This is a genomic window from Stieleria sedimenti (genome assembly GCF_025060895.1).
GTDB classification, from domain to species: Bacteria; Planctomycetota; Planctomycetia; order Pirellulales; family Pirellulaceae; genus Stieleria; species Stieleria sedimenti.
Genome location: NZ_JANZKV010000005.1, coordinates 34,963 through 58,791, shown reverse-complemented (window position 1 = coordinate 58,791; position 23,829 = coordinate 34,963). Strand labels below are relative to the sequence as shown.

18 protein-coding genes are annotated in these 23,829 nt (G+C 59.1%); 9 read left to right on the top strand and 9 right to left on the bottom strand.

Features of this window, described 5'->3' with window-relative positions; genetic code table 11:
• Positions 1–34 precede the first annotated feature (34 nt).
• Positions 35–706 carry a class I SAM-dependent methyltransferase gene (locus NZK35_RS00940; protein ID WP_259630724.1) on the bottom strand — a complete coding sequence of 224 codons (672 nt, stop codon included), beginning with the start codon at positions 704–706 and terminating at the stop codon, positions 35–37.
• A gap of 91 nt (positions 707–797) precedes the next feature.
• The gene (locus NZK35_RS00935) at positions 798–1,736 is read right to left on the bottom strand and encodes a hypothetical protein (RefSeq protein WP_259630723.1); all 939 of its coding nucleotides are present in this window, start codon (positions 1,734–1,736) and stop codon (positions 798–800) included.
• A 133-nt stretch (positions 1,737–1,869) separates the two neighbouring features.
• On the opposite strand from NZK35_RS00935, the gene NZK35_RS00930 reads away from it, so the two are divergent.
• Positions 1,870–2,715: a hypothetical protein gene (locus NZK35_RS00930; RefSeq protein WP_259630722.1), complete on the top strand. Its 846-nt coding sequence runs from the start codon at positions 1,870–1,872 to the stop codon at positions 2,713–2,715.
• On the opposite strand, the gene NZK35_RS00925 is transcribed toward NZK35_RS00930, so the two are convergent.
• Complete coding sequence (locus NZK35_RS00925; RefSeq protein ID WP_259630721.1) at positions 2,712–3,629, bottom strand: DUF6268 family outer membrane beta-barrel protein; 918 nt, start codon at positions 3,627–3,629, stop codon at positions 2,712–2,714. The two genes, NZK35_RS00930 and NZK35_RS00925, sit on opposite strands and share 4 nt — an antisense overlap.
• 430 nt (positions 3,630–4,059) lie before the next feature.
• Between NZK35_RS00925 and NZK35_RS00920 the strand changes: the two genes are divergently transcribed.
• Both NZK35_RS00920 and NZK35_RS00915 read left to right on the top strand, forming a co-directional pair.
• A complete protein-coding gene (locus NZK35_RS00920) occupies positions 4,060–4,671 on the top strand; it encodes a peroxiredoxin family protein (RefSeq protein WP_259630720.1) in 612 nt (203 codons plus the stop codon).
• 27 nt (positions 4,672–4,698) lie between these two features.
• Complete coding sequence (locus NZK35_RS00915; RefSeq protein WP_259630719.1) at positions 4,699–6,666, top strand: serine/threonine-protein kinase; 1,968 nt, start codon at positions 4,699–4,701, stop codon at positions 6,664–6,666.
• A gap of 146 nt (positions 6,667–6,812) precedes the next feature.
• Here NZK35_RS00915 and NZK35_RS00910 read toward each other — a convergent pair whose 3' ends face one another.
• Positions 6,813–7,586, bottom strand: coding sequence for a cupredoxin domain-containing protein (locus NZK35_RS00910; protein WP_259630718.1), 774 nt, complete (start codon positions 7,584–7,586; stop codon positions 6,813–6,815).
• A gap of 319 nt (positions 7,587–7,905) precedes the next feature.
• On the opposite strand from NZK35_RS00910, the gene NZK35_RS00905 reads away from it, so the two are divergent.
• The 3 genes from NZK35_RS00905 to NZK35_RS00895 all read left to right on the top strand — a co-directional run bounded on the left by NZK35_RS00905 (position 7,906) and on the right by NZK35_RS00895 (position 12,377).
• The gene (locus NZK35_RS00905) at positions 7,906–9,528 is read left to right on the top strand and encodes a sulfatase family protein (RefSeq protein WP_259630717.1); all 1,623 of its coding nucleotides are present in this window, start codon (positions 7,906–7,908) and stop codon (positions 9,526–9,528) included.
• Positions 9,529–9,608: 80 nt separating this feature from the next.
• Positions 9,609–11,519, top strand: a complete 1,911-nt coding sequence (locus NZK35_RS00900) for an OPT family oligopeptide transporter (protein WP_259630716.1) — start codon at positions 9,609–9,611, stop codon at positions 11,517–11,519.
• Between the two features lie 234 nt (positions 11,520–11,753).
• Positions 11,754–12,377 (top strand): 3-keto-disaccharide hydrolase, encoded by a 624-nt coding sequence (locus NZK35_RS00895; RefSeq protein ID WP_259630715.1) that lies wholly within the window; start codon positions 11,754–11,756, stop codon positions 12,375–12,377.
• A 20-nt stretch (positions 12,378–12,397) separates the two neighbouring features.
• On the opposite strand, the gene NZK35_RS34525 is transcribed toward NZK35_RS00895, so the two are convergent.
• Positions 12,398–13,843: a DUF1598 domain-containing protein gene (locus tag NZK35_RS34525; RefSeq protein ID WP_259630714.1), complete on the bottom strand. Its 1,446-nt coding sequence runs from the start codon at positions 13,841–13,843 to the stop codon at positions 12,398–12,400.
• 407 nt (positions 13,844–14,250) lie between these two features.
• Between NZK35_RS34525 and NZK35_RS00885 the strand changes: the two genes are divergently transcribed.
• Positions 14,251–15,165, top strand: a complete 915-nt coding sequence (locus NZK35_RS00885) for a PIG-L deacetylase family protein (RefSeq protein ID WP_259630713.1) — start codon at positions 14,251–14,253, stop codon at positions 15,163–15,165.
• A gap of 466 nt (positions 15,166–15,631) precedes the next feature.
• Positions 15,632–17,470: a sulfatase family protein gene (locus NZK35_RS00880; RefSeq protein WP_259630712.1), complete on the top strand. Its 1,839-nt coding sequence runs from the start codon at positions 15,632–15,634 to the stop codon at positions 17,468–17,470.
• Here NZK35_RS00880 and NZK35_RS00875 read toward each other — a convergent pair.
• The 4 genes from NZK35_RS00875 to NZK35_RS00860 all read right to left on the bottom strand — a co-directional run bounded on the left by NZK35_RS00875 (position 17,467) and on the right by NZK35_RS00860 (position 22,436).
• A complete protein-coding gene (locus NZK35_RS00875; RefSeq protein WP_259630711.1) occupies positions 17,467–17,754 on the bottom strand; it encodes a hypothetical protein in 288 nt (95 codons plus the stop codon). The two genes, NZK35_RS00880 and NZK35_RS00875, sit on opposite strands and share 4 nt — an antisense overlap.
• A gap of 126 nt (positions 17,755–17,880) precedes the next feature.
• Positions 17,881–18,861 (bottom strand): nitrilase family protein, encoded by a 981-nt coding sequence (locus NZK35_RS00870; RefSeq protein ID WP_259630710.1) that lies wholly within the window; start codon positions 18,859–18,861, stop codon positions 17,881–17,883.
• A 99-nt stretch (positions 18,862–18,960) separates the two neighbouring features.
• A complete protein-coding gene (locus NZK35_RS00865; RefSeq protein WP_259630709.1) occupies positions 18,961–21,159 on the bottom strand; it encodes a 4Fe-4S binding protein in 2,199 nt (732 codons plus the stop codon).
• The gene (locus NZK35_RS00860; protein ID WP_259630708.1) at positions 21,156–22,436 is read right to left on the bottom strand and encodes an FMN-binding protein; all 1,281 of its coding nucleotides are present in this window, start codon (positions 22,434–22,436) and stop codon (positions 21,156–21,158) included. The genes NZK35_RS00865 and NZK35_RS00860 overlap by 4 nt, the downstream gene beginning before the upstream one ends.
• Positions 22,437–23,250: 814 nt before the next feature.
• Between NZK35_RS00860 and NZK35_RS00855 the strand changes: the two genes are divergently transcribed.
• Positions 23,251–23,466, top strand: coding sequence for a hypothetical protein (locus NZK35_RS00855; protein WP_259630707.1), 216 nt, complete (start codon positions 23,251–23,253; stop codon positions 23,464–23,466).
• Positions 23,467–23,829 lie beyond the last annotated feature (363 nt).

Sequence of the window (23,829 nt, the reverse complement as noted above, 5' to 3'; positions counted from 1 at the left end):
CGCTGCGTCGCAGCGACCGAGAATCGCTTAAAGGCTAGACACCAACGGTTTGTACGCGATAGCAGCGACAGGCCATCATCGGGTGGATTCGATCTGCGGAGCGATGCAGCACTAGACTCTGTTTTGCCAACACCGCGTTCAGATCGACTAATCGTCGATTCGGCAATCCCGTTTGCCAACGAAAGAAACGGTGCATCAGCCACTGGTACACGGTGGCTTGTCGCCGCCGCCAGCCCGGCGGCGGCCAGACAAAATCGACGAAATAGAAGATGCCTTCATCACGGAGGCCGGCAAGAAACCGGGGCAAACATCCGGCCAACTCCTCTTCGGTGAAACAATCCAAAAAGTATGCGGCCACCACAAGGTCGAACTGGTTTTCCGGCACGTCGTACGATCGTGCATCGGCTTGAACGAACTCAACGCGATCCAGGGCACCGATCCGTTCGACCCGTCGTTTCTGATGATTCAGCATTTGACGGCTCTGGTCGACCGACGTGATCCGGCAATCCGGTTGAGTGATGCAGAGCTGTTCGAGCAACCGCCCTGTCCCGTCTCCGAGCACCAACGCGCGGTCAACGCGTGGAAGTTGGTCCAGCAGCGCGAGACGCGCCCGGTGCAGTGCGTTACCGAACAGGCAGATTTCCAGTCCACGATAGACCGTCGCCAGGCGGTCGTATCCCCGTACCGATTGTGCGTTGTTTTTCATCAGCGTGATTTTACCAGCGGGACGCGTTAGCGAGCGGCGAGTGTTGTATCCATGGTCACCACCCGCCACTGGCTCACGCCACGTGCTGGGATCATCCTACCGCGTTTCCGGAAAGACTCTCGACGACCGAACGGGCGACCCAAAAGACAACCGGCGGTATCACCAACGCAACATCCGCCAAGGCAACCAATTGACCGGTTGAAACAAAACCCGCCCCATCAACAGCTCCCGACGTCAAAGACCGTGAACCGACGACGGCCAACACGAGCAGCATCGCATCGCTGGCGATCAAACAGAACCCGATCCTCGGCGGAATCGAATCGATCGCAACCCATGCTGCCGCGATCAAGGCGTGCAGAATCAGCGCGCCTGGTAAAACACCGACAGTGCCCGGCGCACGCAACACCCATGAGTCAAACGCTTGAATCCGATCCAAATCACGCTCCAACATCGCGATCGTCAGACAGTTCGCGGTAAATAAGATCGCAGCCATCCCCACCGAAACCGGCAGCGAAAAAGTCCCCTGGGGCGTCCATGCGGTCCACGCGTTCAAACTGACCCCAAACGCAAACACCAGCCCGGCCTGCAATTCCTTGGGCAACCATCGCGCCGAGTTTCTCGGAAACTGCACGCTAGCCACGTACGCCACGACGATGGCGATCGCGGCACACCCCCAACGCAATTGATCTTCGGACGCAAACGCGACGACCAGAGCGGTGTCCAAGCTCAACGCCAGAAACCATCCCAGACAAAGTGGCTTTCGATAGCGATGGTGAAAGTGATGGCGTATCGAGTGCCGACGGCGGGTGTCCAGGCGGATCGAATCGAACAGCCGATCGGCGGTGTAGACCAGCCAGATCGACAACCCGATGATCGCGAATTCGTACCACAAGGGCAGTCGATCGCAATACTCGTCGGTGAACACCAGCAACCAAACCAATCCGACGGCCACCGAATCGAGCGACAGGACGTTCGCCCATGCCCACGGGGGAATGATCGCGGAGTCATCATCCGCATGGTTTTTGGTCACATTCCACACCCAAGACGTTGCTGTCTAGAATCTCACTGCCTTCCCGGTCTGCAACACGCTCCACACACCGATTTCGTCTATCGGCGCTCCAGCGTTGCGTTCCTCCGCATCAGACACGAACCGCATTAAACCGATGCCACCGTCAAAACGGAAGTCCGGCGCCGCCCACGGGAACGAAACGAACGCAAGAAAGTTCGTTCGTAATATCTGCCTCACGCTGTACGCGTTGGTGCTTGTCGCATCGGCGTTTTCGGTCACGCGGTGGCAGGGCGTGGAAAATCATTGGTTGCTGCTGGTCGGATTTGTGCTCAGTCAGTGCTCGATGGTCGCCCTTTGGGCAGCTGATTTTCGTGGTCACGCCGCAGTGCCCTGTGCCGCGTTGACGTTCGTTTCGATTCTGTGCTGGTGGATCATCACGCCGTTTCGGTTCGTCGGCTTTGGCGACGCCTCTGAAGTCTGTTGGGTGATTGTCGTCACGACGCAAGCCTTGGCGACGATGACGGGTGCGACCTGTCTGGACACATTTTCGAAATCGTCGCGAAGAAAACACAGCAATCGTGTCGTCCACGGCGTCCGACTGAGAAAATTTTCGTTCAGCATCGGGAATCTGATCTTGTGGACCACGTTCGTTGCAGTCGGACTGCTGATCGTGCAACAAATCTTGCGTTCCAATGGCTGGACCTCGGATTCGCCCGGCGCGACTCAAGTGTCGCTCGCCTTACTGATGGGGCTTGCTGGTGCAGCCCTTGCCGTGATGTGGCTGGCTATTTTCCGGGGGGCCCTTTGGCCGGTCGTCGCACAACGCTTGATCATGTGGTTACCGGTGTGTCTGTTCGGTACCTTTTTCTTTCACATCTTGATGGCTTACCTGCAAGGAGCGCTTTTCATCCCGTCGATCAAGACGGTGACGCCGCTGGTTGGGCAATATCTCTTTGACGGTTTGACGCTTTTGGTGACTCTCAATCACACCCGCCGCTAAAAACGGGTCCCGATCCGAATCAGTACCGCGTCTTGGATATCCAGATCACCGCGCCGCCGTTCGAATTCGAACCGCCGACCAAACGCGTATCCCACTTCGGCAGAAATCTTGCGTCCCAGCGCGAACGGCATTCCGGCTTCGCGACGAGGCGTCGATTCCCAGCCGAGCACGAATCGCCAATCGCGATACGTCAGTTGATCGTTAGCGCCGTCGTTTTGCTGGTAGCCCCAGGTTCCACCCTCCATCCCGGCGCCGACGTAGCCCCATTGTTGGCGAACTCCATTGTCGGCCAACAACAGCGACGCGCGGGGTCGAGGGAACGAAGCGTCGAATCGCAGACAGGGATTGGGCTGGTAGATGAACCCGATCGCCGGCACCACCGGAATGTCATTACGACCAAGTGCGATCGCACCGAACGTCCACGTCCAACGCTCGTTGGGTTGGTAAATCGCAAACCCGCCGCCGCGAAACTGCCACGCGTCGCCGGAGTGGTTGTCGCCATCGGTCGCGTTGGCCACACCCAGCATCCAGCGAAACGACCATCGATCGTTGCGCCGGCGCATCCATGACAACCCGATTGAAGTCTCGTACAGATCGCCCGGCAGATGGAAAACCGCCGGTGCCTTCAAATCGGTGAATTCGAATCCCAGGCTGACCATCGGCGGAGGGGGACCGAAGATCGGATACAACGGCATCGTGACTCGTGCGTCATACGATGAAAGCTCAACCTCGTCCGCTTCAGCCAGCCACTGATATCCCAACCGAAAACTGGGACGCATCAGCTGCCGAAGACGCTCGGGCGTCATCCCGGAAGGGGTCGGGGACGCTGTGCTCAAGACCGATGCGTGAACGACGGATTCGGCGCCCACCGAACGTAACGTTTCCTGCGCATCGGCAAACCTGGTGATGAGCATCGGCATCACCACGACCGAAAGCACTGCGGCTAGAAACGTCCTCGCTCTCAATTCTGCAATCCATCCGTGCGTCGGCTGCGGGAAACATCATGTTCCACGCGATTTGGTCGATTGAACCCCGTCGATTGCAGGACTCTAGCAAGCGATCAAGCCGGAGCGAAATATGGGATCCGGCACCCGCCTTCGCTGCCAACGTCCAGCTCGATGAGTTGGGGCTCAAACCGACCGGGGAGTTCCAATGAAGATGGCAGAAAAACGGGGGGGCAGAAAAACAGTATGGACGACAAGAGCGAGCTTATTCTCTGGACACTCCTTTCCCATTTTTCTGATCCCCGTTTTTCTGCCATTCCGCCGCACTCCGGCGGTTCTTTCACCGCAGACCTAGCTGACCCCCTACAATTTACGACTAACCCCCAGGAGAGGTCATCAGGTGTTTGACAGGTTTCCGTTCTCGATTGTATTGTTCGCCACCGTGCTCGCCTTCGCGACGCTCGGGTGCAGCCGCATTCCCGACGACGGCGTTCGATTTGCCGAGGTGTCCGCTTCGCAACCGATCACAATCGAGGACTTTTCGGGTTTGCGATTCACCGACAAAGACGGCAATGAGGTCGCGTTGTCCGAGGTCATGACGCGAGAGTATCTGGTGCTGGTCATCACCCGCGGTTGGTACGGAGGCGTGTGTTTTTATTGTGCATCGCAAACGTCACGTTGGGCGCGGCGGTTCGACGAACTGGAACCCTACGATGCGCAGCTCGTCGTCATCTTCCCGACCGAAACCGAAGAAGAGGCTCCGAAGTTGAGCGAGTTGACCAAGCGGATCAAGGGGGGCGAAATTCCCAACGAAGACATTCCGTATCCGATTCTGTTGGATATCAATTTGATGGGCGTCGATCAGTTGGGGATCCGAGCGGAACTTGCCAAGCCCTCCACCTACATCATCGATCGGCAAGGGCGTGTCCGGTTTGCATACGTCGGCGAATCGATCGCCGACCGCCCCACCGTCGACTCGGTGCTCCGGCAACTCGAACAATTGAACCGATAGACCATTCGACGGACAACCGAATCGAACATGCCGAGCGTCGACCAGGAGAGGAAATTCATCGAGACCTGTCTTGAACTCCAGTTGCTCCAGGAAACCGATGCGAAATCGTTGAGTGAAAACCTGGGTGAATCGGGACGAGACATTTCGCAGACAGCCCTGCAACGTGGCTTGCTGACGCCCGCGGATGTCGACATCGTCTATTCGCTGCAACACCCGATGGACGTCGCACCGGGGTACCAGATTTTGAACCTGGTCGGTCGCGGTGCAATGGGTGCGGTGTACCGCGCGCTGCAGATCGACCTGGAGCGGATTGTGGCACTCAAGATCATTTTGATCAGCAACGTGGCGCAGCCGAACGCCGCAGCCCGTTTCGAACGCGAAGCCAAGGCGCTCGCCCGACTCCAACACCCCAACATCGTCCAGGCCCTGAACTTCGGCAAGCACGATGGGCGGTATTACTTTGCGATGGAGTTTGTCCCTGGACGCACCTGCGAGGAACTGGTGCGCGAGAGCGGGCTGATGCCGCCGCAAGCCGCCTGGTCGATCGTGCGTCAAGTCGCGTCGGGGCTGTATCACGCCGCCGGCCAGAACCTGATTCACCGAGACATCAAACCGGCCAATCTGATCCTGCTGCCTCCACCGGAAGGCTCCGCGACCAAAACCGAAATCGTCAAGATCGCTGATTTCGGACTGGCGATGTTTGCCGATCAATCCGCCGAACAACTGAAACTGACGACCGGCGACAAAGTGATGGGAAGCCCCGCCTACATGTCGCCCGAGCAGTTCGGCGGGCGCGAAGTCGACTTTCGCAGCGACATGTACTCGCTGGGCGCGACCGCCTGGCACCTGTTGTTCGGCAAACCGCCGCATCAAGGCCGCAGCATCGCCGCACTGTATCAACAGAAATCGGAGCGACTGATGCCCCATCCGGACGACCTTGCAGTCAGGTTGCCGGAGGACCAAATGTCGTTGCTGTTGGGATTACTCGATCCAGATCCCGATTCACGTCCGCCAAGCTACGAACAATTGATCGATGCGATCGACGCCCTGGGTGTCAACACGCCGGCGACGCCCACCACCACGCCGGTGGAAGTACCGAGAGCGGCATCGGTCGGTGTGCCCACGGGCTTGGCTGCCGAAGCATCACGCCGTGAATTCATCAGTCAGCATCCGACCCTCGACCGTGCCCTGCCCGAGCCAGAAGCAGAAACGGCCACGATCAGCCGGGTCAACCCACCCGATGATACCGTCACACAAACCGTCGAATTCTCGGAATCCAGTCCGCGTCGACGCTTGCCCCATGCTCGATCGGTGGCGGCCATCGCGATCCTCGTCCTGGCAGCCCTGTCCTTCGGATTGTTACCGTCTTATCGAAATCGGCCGGGCGTGCGGATGCCGACGCAAGTGATCGGCAACACCCCGTTGTTTGACGGCGTAACGCTCAGCGGATGGGACGTCGGCGGGTCGATGGTCGGGGCCTGGCAAACCGTCCAGGCGCCGGATGCATCGACCGCGATCGCTTGCATCAGTCGCAAGGGGGCGTTGACCCGACGGTACTCGACGACTGCCATTCCGCGTATCAGCCTGTTCGTTTGGCTGCAGAAAGACAGTGGTGCCGTGGATATCGACTTTGCGTTTGACCCCGCCAACCCGTCTGGCAAACGTGGATGCGTCAGATTGCAGGGGGATCAGAATCAACTGGGTAGCAAAACGTCCGATTTCGGTGACCTCGATGTGTCCTTCCGTTCCGACGCGCTCCCCTCGGTCTTCGATCGCTTTCACGTGATCGATATTGAACGCCAATCAACAGACTGGTTTGTCTTCCTGGAAGAAAAATTCCTCGGGTCGCTTCCGATCAAAGACATCGGTGACGGCGACGCCATCCGATTGGTCGTCCATGACAATCAAGCCGGCGACAATGCCGCTCCACAAGTCTTCTTTGCCGACGTCCAACTCGACGAATTGGGGCTCAAGGAAACCACAGAGTTAAAATAGAGATGGCAGAAAAATGGGGGCAGGAAAATGGGCGACCGGATGTAAGACAAGAACATGGGTGACAAGAAAATGTGGATCTTCGGCTGAGTCGATCTTGATTGAAATCGAGTCGTCCGTTTTCATTTTCCTGTCACCCATTTTCCTGTCTACTTCTGCCCCGCCTTCCCATCCAGCGTCCGATCAATCGTGAACGCCGACGCCGGAATCCCGACGACTCCCAAGTCGTTCACTCCGGCCTGCAGGACTCGTTCGAACTTGCCCCCTTGCCACATTTCCGCCGTCCCGTCGACGACGACCTCCTTCAACCTCGCGCTTTCGTGAAACGCTCGGAAGACGATCGTCTGTCCGACCGGCAACCCTGTGATTTCCAGCCTTCCGTCGCCGTCACTGATTCCGGCCAGACGGTGATCTAAGACGAGAAGGTAGGCGTTCATCCAAGGATGGATGTTGCAGCGCACGGGTACCGGCGCGGGTTCGGATTCGTCGAGCGAACGTTGCCAAGACGCCCCAACTGGACGTGTGATCCCGAGCGGAGCATTGTTGAAAAACTGAAAATTTGCATTGTGGCCGACCGGGTCGTGATCTTCGACGCGCAGGGTGTCTCCTTTCTGAGCGAGCAGAATGTGAGGCTCGAACCGGCACTGTTTGATTTGCAGCAGTTTGGTTTCGGTGCGACGTTTCTGCTCCGGCAACACCGTGCCTCGCCGCCCGGTGTAGACGTACAGCACGACGTTCTTGAGCCTGTGGTTGTCGCCATGGACGATCATCCGCTCATCGGGAATGGGCACGCTCCCGCAAAATTGCCGATCGAGAAGGGGCGTGATGGGCTGGCCCGCGGGAGGTCGCCCCAGGTAACGAAAGGTCGCGATCAGCGTGGCCGTTTCCTGGGCGGTCGCATTGCCCACGAACAGCAATGCCATCAAAGTTGTGAGGTTTCGAGAGGTTTGATTCATGGGATGGTTCTAGCGACCAAACGAAAGTGGCGTAAGCTTCCAGCTTGCGATCCGTGGCGTAAGCTTCCAGCTTGCGATCCGTGGCGTAAGCTTCCAGCTTGCGATCCGTGGCGTAAGCTTCCAGCTTGCGATCCGTGGCGTAAGCTTCCAGCTTGCGAATTCAGGGCGATCGCAAGCTGGAAGCTTACGCCACTTGAATCCGGCTCGACACGACGCCCGAGGGCAGGGGCAGCGTGTATAGTAGGCGAATGCCTCGATTGATTCCCCCCGCATCTTTTTCATGATCATGCCTTTTCGATTCTCGCACGTTCTCGTGCTGTTCAGTTGTCTGGTCGCCATCGCGTCGCATGTCCCCCGTGTTTCGGCGGACGACCGACCCAATATTTTGTTTATTTTTAGCGACGACCACGCGCCGCATGCGATCGGTGCGTATGACGGTTGGCTCAAGAGCGTCGACCCGACGCCTAACATCGACCAGCTCGCCAAACAGGGAATCGTCTTTCGAAACAGTTTCTGTACCAATTCGATTTGCGGCCCCAGCCGGGCGGTGATTCAGACGGGCAAGCACAGCCACAAAAACGGATTCATGAACAACGGGAACTCGTTCGACTGGAACCAGCAAACGTTCCCCAAACTGTTGCAAAAGGCAGGCTACACGACGGCGATCTACGGCAAATCGCACCTCAAGGGCGAGCCCCAAGGCTACGACGACTGGAAAGTCCTGCCCGGCCAAGGACTGTACTACAACCCGGACATGATCACACCGGAAGGCCGCAAACGGATCGAAGGACATTGTACCGATGTCGTGACGGACTTGGCCGTCGAGTGGCTCAAGCAAGGCCGCAGCGACGACAAACCGTTCATGTTGATGGTCCAGCACAAGGCGCCGCACCGAAACTGGATGCCGGCGCCCCGGCACCTGGATCTGTATGCCGACATCGATCTGCCCGAACCCAACACGCTGTTCGACAAGTGGCACGACAACGCGCCGCCGGCGCGACATCAAGAGCTGGAAATCGACCGCCACATGCATCTCAATTTTGATCTGTTCGTCGACTTGACCCCCGATTTCAAGGGCAACGAAGTCGTCGGCCGTTACGACAAATCAGCTTGGCGCAACATGCAACGGATGACTCCGGAGCAACTGAAAACCTGGTTTGCCGCCTACCGTCCGCGCGACAAGGCGTTTCACCAAGCCAACTTGTCGGCAGACGGACTGGTTCGCTGGAAGTACCAACGATACGCCAAGAATTACCTGCGATGCGTCAAAGGAGTCGACGAAAGTGTCGGCACGCTGATGGAAACGCTCGACGACCTCGGGCTTTCCGACAACACCGTCGTGATCTATTCCTCCGATCAAGGTTTCTATATCGGCGACCATGGCTGGTACGACAAACGCTGGATGTACGAAGAATCGCTCAAAATGCCCTTGATCGTGAAGTGGCCCGGTGTGACGAAGCCCGGTTCGACCGACGAGCACCTGGTCCAGAACTTGGATTACGCCGAAACGTTTCTCGAGATGGCCGGGGCCGACGTCCCCGACGACATGCAGGGCAAATCACTGGTCCCATTGCTCAAGGGTGAAAGTCCCGACGATTGGCGACGCAGCATCTACTATCACTATTACGAATACCCCAGTGTGCACATGGTGCCCCGGCAATACGGCGTCCGAAATCATCGCTACAAGCTGATTCGGTTTTATCAGTTCGACGAATGGGAGTTTTACGACCTGAAGAACGATCCCGATGAGTTGACCAACCAATACGACAACCCCGAGTACGCCGACCAGATTTCAGAGATGAAACTGGAATTGGAGCGTTTGAGAAAACATTATCAAGACGACAGTGACGTGTCGGTGCTGCCCGAGGAAAAACAAATCGAATTGCGAACACCGCAAGCGGCAGGCTAGCCAAGAGCGGAAATGATGTGGGATAGGCTTCCAGCCTGTCGAGACGTCACAGTCGTGAACCGTCAACGAGTGAGCGTTCCATGAGTGATTTGTCAGAACCGTCCACAGCGCAACTTCCCGAACTGACGCCCCGCGTGATCGTGCTGGGGCTGATCCTATCGGTCGTGATGGGCGCGGCAAACGTGTATGTCGGACTAAAGGCCGGGATGACCGTCTCGGCCTCGATCCCCGCGGCCGTGATGGCGATGCTGCTGTTCCGATTGCTGTTCAAGAAATCCAGCATCTTGGAAGCCAACCAGGTTCAGACCTGCGCTTCGGCGGGCGAGTCGCTGGCGGCGGGAATCATCTTCACGATGCCGGCAATGATTTTGATCGGGCACTGGCAATCGTTCGACTTCTGGACCGTCACGCTGGTGGCACTGACCGGCGGGCTGCTGGGCATTCTGTTCATGATTCCGATGCGCCGCGTGTTCGTGGCGGACAACGACGATCTGCCGTTCCCCGAAGGCGTGGCGTGTGCGGCCGTGTTGGAAGCCGGCGAAGAAGGCGACCATCAACACGACGCCGCGACCAGCTTGTTGATCGGCGGGGCACTGGGAGCCGTCTTCAAGATCACCGCCGGATTCATGGGATTGGTCAACGATACGCTGCAGGTTGCCAGGACGACCGGCGAGCGGATCTTTTATTTCGGCGGTGACCTGTCTCCGATGTTGGTCGCCGTCGGTTTTATCGTGCGTCTGAACGTGGCGGTGTTGATCTTTATCGGCGGCTCGATCGGCTGGTTGATCGGCATCCCGCTGATGGGAGGTGCTAGCCAGTATGATGATCCGATCAGCGGCGCCTGGACCATCTGGAGTACCGAAATCCGATACGTCGGTGTGGGAGCGATGGTCATCGGTGGCATCGGATCACTGATCGCGGTGCGCCGCGGACTGCTGTCTGCGGTCACGGAGCTGTGGCACGGACTGCGTGGCCGACGGGTCACCCAGGATCACGGCCAGCGGGACATTCCGTCGGGACTGATTCTGGTGCTCGGTTTGGGTTGCACCGCAATGCTGGGCATCGTGAATTTTCGTTTCACCGACGACATCGGCGTCTCGGTCTTGTCGACCATCGTGATGCTCGCGATGGGGTTTTTCTTTACCGCGGTGGCCAGCTACATCGTCGGTCTGGTGGGCAATTCCAACAGCCCCGTGTCCGGGATGACGATCACCGCGGTTTTGGCTGCCGGCGGACTGTTGTGGCTGTTCAACTATTCGGGAACTCAAGGCATGGTGGCAACGCTGGGCATCGCCGCGATCGTGTGTTGCGTCGCCTGCACCAGCGGTGACGTCTGCAACGACCTGAAAACGGGCTCATTGGTCGGCGCGGCACCGTTTCGGCAACAAACCATGCAGATCGCCGGCGTGTTTGTCGCCGCCTTTGTCATGGCTCCGGTGCTCACGCTGCTGCACAACAACACTCCGGGCGGGATTGGAGGCGCCCAACTGTCCGCGCCCCAAGCCAGCTTGTTTGCGAGTTTGGCAAAAGGATTTGCGGGCGAAGGCGAGCTTCCCTGGAGCCTGATCGGGCTGGGCGCCGGCATCGGGGTGCTGATTTTGGGCATCGACGAACTGCTCAAACGCAATACGAAGCATCGTGCCCACCTGATGCCGATCGCGGTCGGCATGTATTTGCCGTTCGGATTGGCGACACCGATCTTGATCGGCGGATTGATCGCATGGTTCTGCACCCAGGCGACCAGACGTGAAGAGCATGACCGCGTGCTGCACCGCGGGATCCTGTTTTCCTCCGGCGTGATCGCCGGCGAAGCGTTGACGGCCGTCGGCTTGGCGGGGTTGGCGGCATTGGGTATCACGGCGTTGGATCTGGGACTGTCGCCGCTCGCCAAGAACCTGATCTCGATCGTCGTTGCGGCAGGGATCATCGCGGCGTTCGCGGTCATGACCAAACCCAAACCCACATCAGCGAGCGGTGCATCGGATGGTTGATCGCGATCACGCGCCACTGGCTGACGCCACGCGCTGGAATGTGCACGTCAGCGGGAAGCGTCAGCGAGCGGCACGGTGCAAGATCGACTATCATCACGTGCCACTGGCTGACGGGCTGTCGATTTAGTCGATGTTCCGAAATTAATGCCGTGATGACAGCCCGCTGACGCCGCGTGCTGATGTCCGGCTTGCCTTCCATTGACGATTTCCCTCCAACCGACGAGTCAATTCTCGATGCCACACCGATCTTTCAGTCGCCTTGCCACGTTGCTCTTCGCCGTCTCCGTTTGCTTGGGACCACTCGCACTTGCCCATGAGGGCATGCACGAGATCTTCGACGGAAAGTCGCTCGACGGCTGGGAAGTCCGCCCTGAAAAAGACACCGAGGCCCATTGGTCGGTTCAAGACGGAAAAATTGTCTGTGAAAACGTCAACCAAAAAGGGTCCGTCTTGTGGACGACCAAAAACTACAAAGACTACGAGATCGAACTGGATTACCAAACGTCATCGGAGTACTACGACACGGGAGTGATGCTGCGGGGTGACGGGCACCAAGTCCAACTCGGCATCTCCGGTAGCTTGAAAAAAGACATGTCAGCCTGCGTCTACGCACCGAAAGACAAACGGGGCAGCTACCCCGGAGTCTCGGAAAAGGGGACGGAGGTATTAAAACTGGGGCAGTGGAATCACTTGCGAGTGATCTTGACCGGCAAACAAATCCAAACCTTTCACAACGGCGAGCCCTGCGTCGATTACACCGGCATTGCGATCAATGACGAAGGTCCGATCGGCTTGCAACTGCACGGCGGTCACCAGATGAAGATTCAGTTCAAAAACATCAAAGTGAAAGAACTGTAGCCACAGAGCCGTCGCGCCCGCTACCACCACCAGCGCTGCCCCACCCCCTGCATCGCTTCAGCGCGCCTGGTTGCGATCCCGTCGTCGGTCTCCGTTTGACCGGCGACCGCCCAGGCGTCGATCGAAACGCCGCCCGAGACGCTGACGATCCAGCCTTGCCGGCCCCGCATCGTCGACGCCACCGACGGGATCGATGTTGGCACTCGATAGCGAGGCCCCTGTAACCGGCCGGCGTCGCCGAGCACGTTGAATTGACAATCGGCACGCACGGCCAACCCTTCACGCGCCATCAACGCCCCGAAGACAGCAAGGTCGAAGCAGTTGCTCAACTCTGCGAAGATCGGCAGTGCGATGGAGAGGTCGTCGAAGTGTTGGGTCATCGCGTCGGCCCACTGTTGTGCCAACTGATTTTCCTGGTCCAACGTTTGTCGCGTCCCCTCGGCGGTCAACAAACTGTCTTGGGTCAGCGTCCGGATCCGTCGTCCGCGAATTTGCCATCCGAGTCGATCGGTGGTGCAACGCAGCGGTTCGTAGTCGGACGCCATCCACCACCGCGGCGACGAAAGTTGGTTTCGATCGTTGTGTCGTTGCAACAACTGCATGTAGCTGGGCAGGGAATCAATCGGTGCCGCTTCGAAGCCCATCGCAAGACGCTTCATACCGTAGTCGGCGGAGAGCAGGACTTGGGCGAAATGGCTATCGGGGTCGATCCCGCGGATCAGCACTTGCTGCGGCCCGATCGCGGATTCCATCGCGCGGACGGCCTGGCGGTTGAAGCTGCGCAACCGGGCTTGAACACGAGCGAATTGGCGGAGCCCCGCGGCGGTCGGTTCGATGGAGCAACTGATCTGTCGATCGTTGACATCGGCGTCTTTTCGCAGTGGGCCTCGACGCAGTGCGTCCATCAAGTCATCGAGCCGGAGCACGGCGCGGCCGTCGGCAACCCCGACGACTTCGCCGGCTTCGTTCGCCTTCCACGGCCCGCCGGGACCGGCAATGAACACATCGCCGTGTGGTGTCGCGCCGTCTGGGGGGACGGCAAAGACATACTCGATGCGACGCAGCCCCGCCAAAAAGGCCATCGAGGGCGTGATCGGTTTTCCGTTTTCCAGTCGCTCCGACAGCGCACGATCCAGCCCGGCCAACGAAATCACACGGAATTCAGTCTCGACATTCGTGGCCCCCTCGATGGTATCGGATAACTGAATCCAGCGATCGCGAAGCTGATCAAGTTCGTCCGGCTCGACGCGACCGACCACGCCATCGGCGTCGACGACGACACCTCCAACGGCCCCGCGAGACCCGATGATGGGCGTGATCCCGGTGACAAACGGCGTGCTGGAGACGTTTTGGATCGTCGCGATGCCTTGCGCCGCAGCAACGCCCGTCAGAACACCGAACAGCACCACCAGCGCAGCCGCCGGGCGAATGGATCGCAGAACGTAGGAACCAACAGAAGGTGACACAAGCACGACGAGACCCCCAATTCGATTGCAGACGGGTTTCTCTCAAGGTACGCGTTGAACGTACGATGTCAAATCAGGCATCCCCCTGCCCCTCGCTTCGACGCAGGTTGTGCAGTTCTTGAAGTCACCCTCCTGGAAGGAGGGTCGAGCGAAGCGGGGGGAGGTCGAGCGGTGGATCGCGGCGCTCGTTTCAAGATTGATCGGCACGCCCCAAACAGCACCCCAACTCCTCCCTTGATCACGAATGAACCACTGCACGCCCCGAAGCGCCCTCTGTGACACGGGCTGGGCAATTCCAATCGGTCACCGCGTGGCACGTCACACCCGACGTCGCGCGGTCAGTTATGATTGCTGCGTGAATGTCAGTCTTACCTGATGCCAAGTCAACTTCCTGCCGGAGTCCTGCCATGCGTTTGTGGTTGCTATTGCTCGTCGTCGCGATTTCTTTTGCCGCCCCTGATCGACTGTTTGCCGAGGATCACTCAGAGCCCCTCAGAATCATTTGCTTTGGCGCCCATCCCGACGATGCGGAATACAAGAGTGGCGGGACGGCGGCCCTGTGGGCCGCGCAAGGTCACCAGGTCAAATTAGTTTCGGTCACCAACGGTGACATCGGTCACTGGAGCATGGCGGGCGGCCCGTTGGCCAAACGCCGCGCCGCCGAATCGGCCAAAGTCGCCGAACGGCTGGGCGTGACCAGCGAAGTCTTGGACATCCACGACGGCGAACTGGAGCCGACACTGGAGAACCGACGCAAGATCACGATCCTGATCCGTGAATGGGATGCGGACATCGTGATCGCCCACCGACCTTGGGACTACCACCCCGACCACCGCTACACCGGCGTGCTGGTGCAAGACGCCGCCTACATGGTCGCCGTGCCGTTCTTTTGCCCGACGACTCCGCCGCTGAAGAAGAATCCTGTGTTTCTGTATTCCAGTGACCGCTTTCAAAAACCGTATCCCTTCGAAGCAGACATCGTCGTGGATGTCGACAGTGTGTTTGAACAGAAAGTCGATGCGTTGACGGCTCTTGTTTCGCAAACCTTCGAAGGCGGCGCGCTCGGCAATGCGGACAAGATGGCGGCGGCCCCACCGGAATCTCGTCCGGAACTTCGTCGCGAGTGGCTGCGTGAAAAATGGGTCGGCCGCCAATCCGGCGAAGCCAATCGGTTTCGCGGCGGGCTGATCAAATGGTACGGCGAGGAACACGCCCAGCAGGTAAAATACGCCGAAGCGTTCGAAATCTGCGAGTACGGACGCCAGCCCACCGACGAGGAGATCCGACAGCTGTTCCCGTTCCTGCCGGCAAACAGCGAGTAGGGATCCCCAGGCGATCGCCGACAGAGGTTAAACTTGTTCCCGGGCTCTGCCCTACGCCGTGAACGACTTTTTAGCGGTAGGGCGCGAGCCCTCCGGTGTGTTGGCAAAGATGCGGAACCGGAGGGCTCGCGCCCTGCCGCTACCAATCGGATGTGTTAGCGGAACGGCGCGAGCGGGCTGTCGTTTTTGTGAGCCGCGACGCGTAAGCGGCCGGGCATTCCGACGCTGCCCGAGGCCTTACGGCCAGCGGCTCACCATTGACTCAGCAGATCCCGACTAAATCGACAGCCCGCGAGCCGTCCGGTTGCGTTTCAAAAACACCGTTAAAGACCGGAGGGCTCGCGCCCTGCCGCTAAGACCATTCAAAACCCAGAACGAGATTAAGTCACCCTCCCTACCGGGGAGGGTGACTTATGATGTGTAGACGCTGATTCCCCCACCTCTCCCCCTTCAACCTGACTCCGACATGCGTCATCGATTCCTCTTTGCAGTCCTGATCGGCGTGATCTCCCTGCCGGCCAGTCGCGGTCTGGCCGAGAAACCCAATCTGCTGATCGTGACCGTGGACGACATGAGTTGCGATTCGGTCGGCGCCTTCGGTTGCGAGCTTCCCGACACCACGCCTAGCATCGACGCGTTGGCCGCCGAGGGACTGCGATACCATCACGCGCACGTGCAGGTCGGTAACTGTTACCCTTCGCGCAACGTCATGTTCTCGGGCCGCTACCCGCACAACACGGGCGTGGAAGGGTTTTACCAGGTCAAAGATCCCGACTACCCGCACATGGTCGATCTGATGAAACAGGCCGGCTACTTCGTCGGCATTCGCGGCAAAGTATCTCATTCGACACCCTATCAGCCGTACGCGTGGGACGCCGATCTGACGACCTTGGACGGTGAAAAGCAGGACATGAAAAACGCCGAGTCGTACTACCAGTCGACTCGACGAGGCATCGAGATGGCAAAGGACGCCGGGAAACCCTTTTGCCTGAACATCAACATCTCCGATCCCCACAAACCGTTCTATGCGATGGGCAAAAATGGAGCGGTCGTCGACGACAACAATGTGCCCACCCGCGTGTTTACACCTGCAGAGGTTCCGATCCCGGGTTTCCTGTTCGATCATCCGGACGTTCGACTGGAACTGGCACACTACTATTCTTCGGTGCGTCGCGCCGACGACTGTTTCGCCGCCGTCATGAAAGCGCTCCGCGAGTCGGGGCAAGACGAAGACACCGTGGTGGTTTTCCTCTCCGATCACGGCATGCCCTTGCCGTTCGCCAAAACTGCGTTGTGGAACCACAGCACACGGACTCCATGGATCGTGCGTTGGCCGGGGGTGACAAAACCGGGAACCATCGACAGGACCCACATGATCTCCGCCGTCGATCTGCTGCCGACTCTGTTGGATATCGCCGGGATCAGTCATCCCGCTGGTTTTGACGGCCGATCGTTTCTGCCCACGTTGCGCGGCCAGCAGCAGCCCGGCCGCAACCTGGTCTACAAGGTTTACAACGAAAACTCGGGCGGTAATCGCAGCCCGATGCGGAGCGTCCAATCCAAGCGTTTCGGTTACCTGTTCAACCCCTGGTCGGACGGCAAACGCGTCTTCCGAACCGCGACGACGGGAACCATGTCCTATCGCGCGATGGTCAAACTTGCCCCGACCGACCCGCAGATCGCCGCCCGCTTGGAGCTATTTCAGCACGGCGTTCTCGAAGAGTTTTATGACTATGAAAACGATCCCGATGCACTTGTCAATCTGATCGACAACCCCGAGTACGCCGACGAACTCGCCAAGCACCGCGCCGCGATGCGCAAATTCATGGTCGATTCCAATGACCACATCCTTCCGGCCTTCGACCATCGTGATGACAAACAACGGGTCAGCGCGTACGTCGACAAGGTGCAAGCCGAAGCGGACGCCCGTCGAGCCAACAGGCGGGGCGGAAACACGAAGGCGAATGCAAGACCAAAGCCGAATCCCAAGCTGTTTCAAATGCAAGTTCCCGATCGGGCCACACCCGGTGCCCCGTTCACCGTCGCCATCACCCACCGCATTCCCAAACCGTTGGGCGAGCAGAAATTTCACGTCACGATCAAGGATTCGGGCGGGAAGCGGATCGAGCGAATCATTCAGTCCGCTTCCGGCGACGGAAAGCTGGAAGTGAGCTTCACCATCCCCGAGAACCTGTCGGGACAATTCATTTCAGTCGCGGCCTTCGTCGGCGAAGCGTTCGCCAACAACCTGATGTACCGAACCGCCAGCGAGATCCGTCTCGGTCCCGCGACGTCCTCGCTTTAGTGCTCCAGCTTGCCAAGCGTCTGTGCCTCGCTCAGAAACGCACTGACGTCTTTGGAGGTCTTGATGCGATGAGTGTGCGGCACCTTGATGGTGACGTGGCGTCGCAGTTCGTCGTCGTCTTCCTCCGGCCGATTGCTCAGATTGGTGACGGATGCACTATCGATCGTTTCGCCGATCGGATCGCCACCGCTGCGGCGAGAAAATCCAGAATCACCGTCGGTCAGACGCGTTCGCGTTTGGCGAGCGTCTTCACGCGGGTCGATGTCGTCCTCAGGATCGGTCATGGAAAATGGTTGCACCGCCGATGTGCCTGCCGGGGGCAATGGTTGCAACAGCGGCAATCAACGCACGCCGGAGATTGCGACCACTTGCTTCACGTCCCACACCGACGTGACACACGGGACAAGCGTTCACGTGCCAGAGTGGGCGCCCTCCACTTTTGCAAAACGAACCACCCGCGTGTCCTGTTCAATTCCGGTCCGCTCGGCGAGTGGGCCGTAGAGTTCGGGGCGGCGGGACTTGAGCCAGCGACGCCCCGTGCTGGTGGCTTGGATCGATGGATCAAGCTGAGCAATCACGATGGCGTCCTCGGCCTTCCACGTTTCCGCCAACGTCTCACCGTAGGGACCCAAGATCATGGAATTGCCGGTTCGCACTTCATCGTCGTCCACACCGACTCCGTTGCTGAAGATCACGAACAAACCATTGTCGTGCGCCCGCGCGGGCAACCAACGTCGTATCCACTCACGTCCCTTGGGCCCGCGAAACTCGGCTTCGATCGCTTCGGGGTTCGTCTCTCGCTGCTCCCAAAGTTTCGGATCAATCACGCCCATGCAATGGGGGCTGGGTGAATTGCAGCCGCCGGTTTGGTGAGGGGCGAGCAGGATGTCCGCCCCCAGCAACGCATTCATCCGAACGTTTTCGCCGATGTTGTTGTCGTAGCAGATCAGCACGCCCACCGTGGCCCCCTGGGGAATCTCGAACACCGTGTAATCGTCGCCAGAATCAAGGTGTTCGCTGATAAAACAATGCAGTTTTCGATGCACGGCGACTTGGCCGTCAGGCATGGCGACGACGTAGCTGTTGAACAGTCGTCCATCCTCGGCGAGTTCAATCAGTCCTGCGCCGATGGTCATGTCCTGTCGAGCGGCAAGTTCCAACAACGCGTCGGTGGATCGACCGCCACGGATCGGTTCGGCGAGTTCCCTGCACTGCTCGGCCGACAGGTTTCTTACGTGCCAATAGCCGGTCAAACACATTTCGGGGAACGCGATCAGATCGACTCCCTTCGCCTTGGCTTCGGCTGTCAGCGACTCGACGCGACCCAGGTTAAACGTTTTGTCACCCGGACGATGGTTGAACTGAACGGCAGCGACGGTGATCGGATTCATCTGCGAGAGGATCGTTGGGGGAATCGGTGGAACAAGACGCACAAGGCGACTGGTTCCGCATTGTAGCGAAACGCGATCGCGGCAAGGCGTCTCGAACCATCACTCCAATCCCAACGTCCCAAAGGGGTCGTCATCCGACATGTCCTCCGTCGGCTCCATCGCCGGCGTACCCGGCACGCCGAACGGTGACTCCGGCACGCCAAACGGTGACTCCGGCTCGTCCGTTTCCGGAACAAAGTACTCCACGCCGGGCGACGCACTGGCGCGGTCGCGGGCCTCGCGTTGCCGCAACGCGATGTAAGACCCCGACATCATACGATCTTCTTTGCCTTCACCCGCCTCGATGATGATCGCGGACTCGCTTAACAAACCTCGTTCCTTGACATTGATGGCATGGCAACGTGTCTGGCACAGTCCACAACCCACGCATTGATCGGCCAACACGACCGGCGCCGAATAGCCCGTGCCTTCGATCGGCACCCCATTGTTGTCTACTTCCGTTCCGACCCGTTTGAATTCGATCGCGTGGTATCCCGCCGCGTTGCACTCTTGGACACAGAGATCGCATTCTTCTTGACCGGCAAACGGTAGGCAGGTCGTCTCGTTGACGATGGCCAGGCCCATGCGAGCGACTTTCTTTTCCGCCAACGGCAACGCGCGAATCGCACCGGTCGGACAGACTTGCCCGCACGCGTTGCAACTTGATTCACACCCCGCCCAATCGGCGTTGACCAGCGGCGACCACAATCCTTCGAGTCCTTGTTGAAATCCCTCCGGTTGAAGCACATCGTTGGGACAGGCCTTGAAACACTCGCCACAGCGAATGCACATCTCCAGAAACTCTTGCTCGGGAACACTGCCCGGCGGGCGAACGGGCAAGAACGCATTCGGATCGTCCAGGCGTGCACCGAAGGCTTTTGTCGCCAGCGAAACTCCTGCGCTGCCCGCCACCGCCGCCGCCGTGCCTCCGGCGAGTGACAAGAACCCGCGTCGCCCCAATGTCGTCTCATGCGTCGGCGGATCGTTCTCGATCTTCAATTCGACCACGTTCCAACGCTCGACAAATTTGATCGCATGCGTCGGACACACTCCGCCACAAGACTGACACAGCGTGCAATCGGTCGTGCGGGTGGTGAAGTCGGGTTTGATGGCGTCGAACGGGCAGATTTCGACGCACTTGTTGCAGTTGATGCAGGACGATTCGACCTTCCGTTCGGTGATTCGAAACAGATTTCCTAGGGAAAACACGGCTCCACTCGGACAGACGTACTTGCACCAAAACCGCGGCCGCAAGAACCCTAAACTCAGCACGCCCAAAAACATCGCGATCGAAATCACGTGACCGGCGTTCATCGCGGGCACCAAATGCCAACCCCGCAGCGTTCCGGTTTGGATCGGATCAAACAGAAACAGCATCCCTCGCGTGATCACCGGAATCGCCGCGAAGAAACCTGAGACCAGCACGCCGAACACCGCGCACAGCAGCGTCCCGGCCAGCAAGTAGTATTTGATGTGAACCCACCAACCGTCATCGGGAACACGAAACCGCGTGACCCGTTTTCCGATCGCCCAATCAAACAGGTCAATCGTCGTGCCCAAGGGACACAGGTAGCCACAAAAGCCGCGTGGAATTAGTACGCAAACGATCAAGATCGCGGCCGCCGACGCCAGCGACCAGACCCAGCTTCGCGACGCGACCGCCGTCGACAAACTGACCAACGGGTCGATCATCAAAAACGTCTCGGCCGGGATGATCTCCTTCGCCGCCAGGTTGTCGCTGTAGTGCGACGGCCATTGCTCACCGCCGGCGATTTCGGCGTTGCGACTCTCCGCCGGCCGTGCATCGTAAGGCCAGCAGACGTAGAAGAAGAGAACGGCGAACGTGACCAAGCAGATCGTTTGCACGATCCGTCGGACCGGAGACGCCAGCCACGACAATCCGAAACGCCGCAACGTCTTGCGCAAGACCCCTCGCTGTTTCGACATCCTGTCCGATTGCAGCCCCACAGGCACCAGCCAACGCAGTAACCGACCGGTCAAGGAATGGGAAGCGTATTGATGGGGTTTAAGTCGACGAAGGGCCGGTGAAAACCAGTCCAGTCGCAGCACCGCACGGCTACCGAGATCAAAACTGGTCAGCAGCGTCAGGACGGCCGCGGCCAGCACCACGCCCGCGACCGTGATCGCCAGTGCAGACGGCACGCCCAACCGATTCGCAATCCAGTGGTTTTCAGCGACGGCCACCAAGATTGCGGCGGCCATCAAGGCGACCGCTAGCGCCAAACCGCGTCGTTTCATCGGGTTCCCTGGGCCAGCGCCTTGGCGGTCGCGTTGACGATGGCTTGCGACGTGATCGTCGCACTGCTGGTTCCATCAATGCCTTGCACACTTTGACGGGCGATCAATTGCTCCGGCGTGTCGGTCAGCGAGGAGTAGAATTGTTTTTCTTTGTGGTCGGTGATTTTGACCGCTTCAAGTCTGCCGCCCGATACCGTGACTGCGACGGAAAGTTTACCGTTGTAACCCGTGCTGCTGTCGCGGTAGGTTCCGTCGGCGACGCGACTGACGTCCGCCTGGTCGTACAAGCGAATCGTGTCGATACTTTCCTGGGCACGAGCTTTGAACCGTTTTTCGTATTCGTCGTTTCGAAACCGCTTGGACGCGATGACACGTTGGTAATAATCGATCGCCTCGTCGGGTCGTCCGGCCAGCCGCAGCGCGTCGGCGGCCAGGATATTGGCCTGGTAATCGTTCCCCGATTTCACAAAGGCGGCTGTCAAACTGAGCGCCCGGTCGATCTCGCCCATGTCGCCGTAGAGTTTGATCGCGCCGAGGTTGAGACGCCGTCCGCGTAGCATCTGCAAAGCCATGTCGCGGTTTCCCAGACGCCAATAGCACTCGGCCAGTCGAATGCCATGCACCTTGTCGACGGTCGCCTTGCCTTGCTGGAACCAAAATGCGGCACGCGGATAGTCCTGCAACAATCGGAAGTAGGCGTCTCCGAGCGCGTTCATGTCACGCTGCAGCAAGACCCGGTCGTCTTTGTGCAACGACACGCAGTGGTGCAGCAGCTTGATACCCGAATGCCAGCGGCCGGGGTTTTCGTTGACGACGGACCAGATGTACTGTCCCATGTTCTTGTGACTTTGCCAGGGTCCTTTGGGCGGCTGGATCGGCCACGACAGGTCGAGCGTCTTGGGATAGTCGAGCGGTGTGGATTCGAACCAATCGGGCGGCGATTTTCCGGCAGCCTCGATCAGCGCCAAGACCTCTGCCTTGGAGCGCGTCACCGTCCCGGAATCGCCCCCGGCATCGCTGTCCGACGACGTCGGTTTCGATTTGGGCGTCAAAACGAACCATTTGCCCTGGTAGGAAACGCGAAAGACCTCGTCAAATCGATACACGGGCTTGGAAGACGTCGAGTCGTCGCGGGGTTCAAAATCGAATTCCTTTTCCGCTTTCCGGATGGAGGTGATTGTGCCGACCAATTTAGCGCCGTCGGCGAACTCGATCACATCCGCCGCCGTCGCGTCAGCGCCCGCCAAAACCATCATCAACAAAACCAAATACTTCATCACGTTTCCTCGAACCTGTCCGTCAACCGCACCGCCACAGCCCCATCAGGCCTACAGGATACTAGAACACCAACCTCGCGGAACGCATCCCCCGAGACATTGCGGAACAGATTCTGAAATCTGTGGTCTCTAACGGATTCGACGGACGCCTTGTCGGAACCCTGGAGTGGCTGTCATCGTGCTTGGCGGTTGGGTCAGCCCATACGCACCTCCGTTGCCGCGAGCCAACAGGCCCGCCGGGGTCGGTGGGAATCCGGCGGTCGGCGCCCCGGAGGTGGCGCTGCGCTGACCTCCGGCTACTCGCTGAGTCCCTTCGGGATAAAATCTTCGCTGGCGCGAATCGGCTGATCACTCGAGCGCCATCAGCCGTTTGGCGCGAGCCAACGGGCGCTGCTGGGTCGCCGGGATGACCCCAGCGGGGTCAAAGCCAGTAGCCGGAGGTGAGCGCAGCGACACCTCCGGATATCCCGCCACCCACGCGCCGCGACCCCGAAGGGTGTCGAAGCAAATCACGCCAGAACCCTTGGACCAGGCCTGATGCCCCGCATTGAACCCGCATCCCGATCAACTCGTTCGGCAAGGCGAACTGCACCGCCGGCGCAGGATTGTTTCGCTGCGACCCCGCCGGGGTCGAGGGGAATTCCGCGCCGGCCTTCCCGGAGGTGGCGCTGCGCTGACCTCCGGCTACTCGCTGAAATCCCTTCGGGATATTCGGTTCACGGACGCGTCCCTTTGGCACCAAACGAATTGTTATGGTTTGCGGCAGGACGTATATGCTGAAAGCACGTCCTGCTGAGGGCTACCGGTCGCAACAATGGCCTTCGCGATCCATGGGATGCGCGCCGGCCTGGTTGAACTGTCGGCACCAGCGGCACCACGCAAGCCTGCGGAGATCGCCGCCGAAATGATGTTTTGTTCAAAACTCGGCTACGTGGCCGGCATGATCTCTCTTCCCGCGGCGTGGCTGATGATCTCCGCGTTTCGCAGAACGAATCGCCATGCCGCCACCGCCAATCAGCCCTCGGCTTGAACCATGAACGTTGACGCATACCTGGAACAGCTCTACCGCAAAGGATGACGAAATCGTAGAGAGGCAAACGGAAGGCGAGGGATAAATGAACAACTCGACAGGCTGGGAGCTTTTCCCACTCGTTACGCCGCGCGATGCCACGACGCAGTCGATGAAAGAGCATCAGCAATACTTGTACGTCCCATGACAAGGTGGTTGACGATGTGTAGCCACCAATGCCCCTGGGAGAGTGTCACCGAAAGCCGCACGACCTCCGAAAAGGGGGGAGGCCGGAGCCAAGAAGGATCCACCTCGGATCGAGCTGCGCGACCCGCGTCGCTCGCAAATTAGTTGCGACGCAGTACACTGTTTGGGAATTAGGGT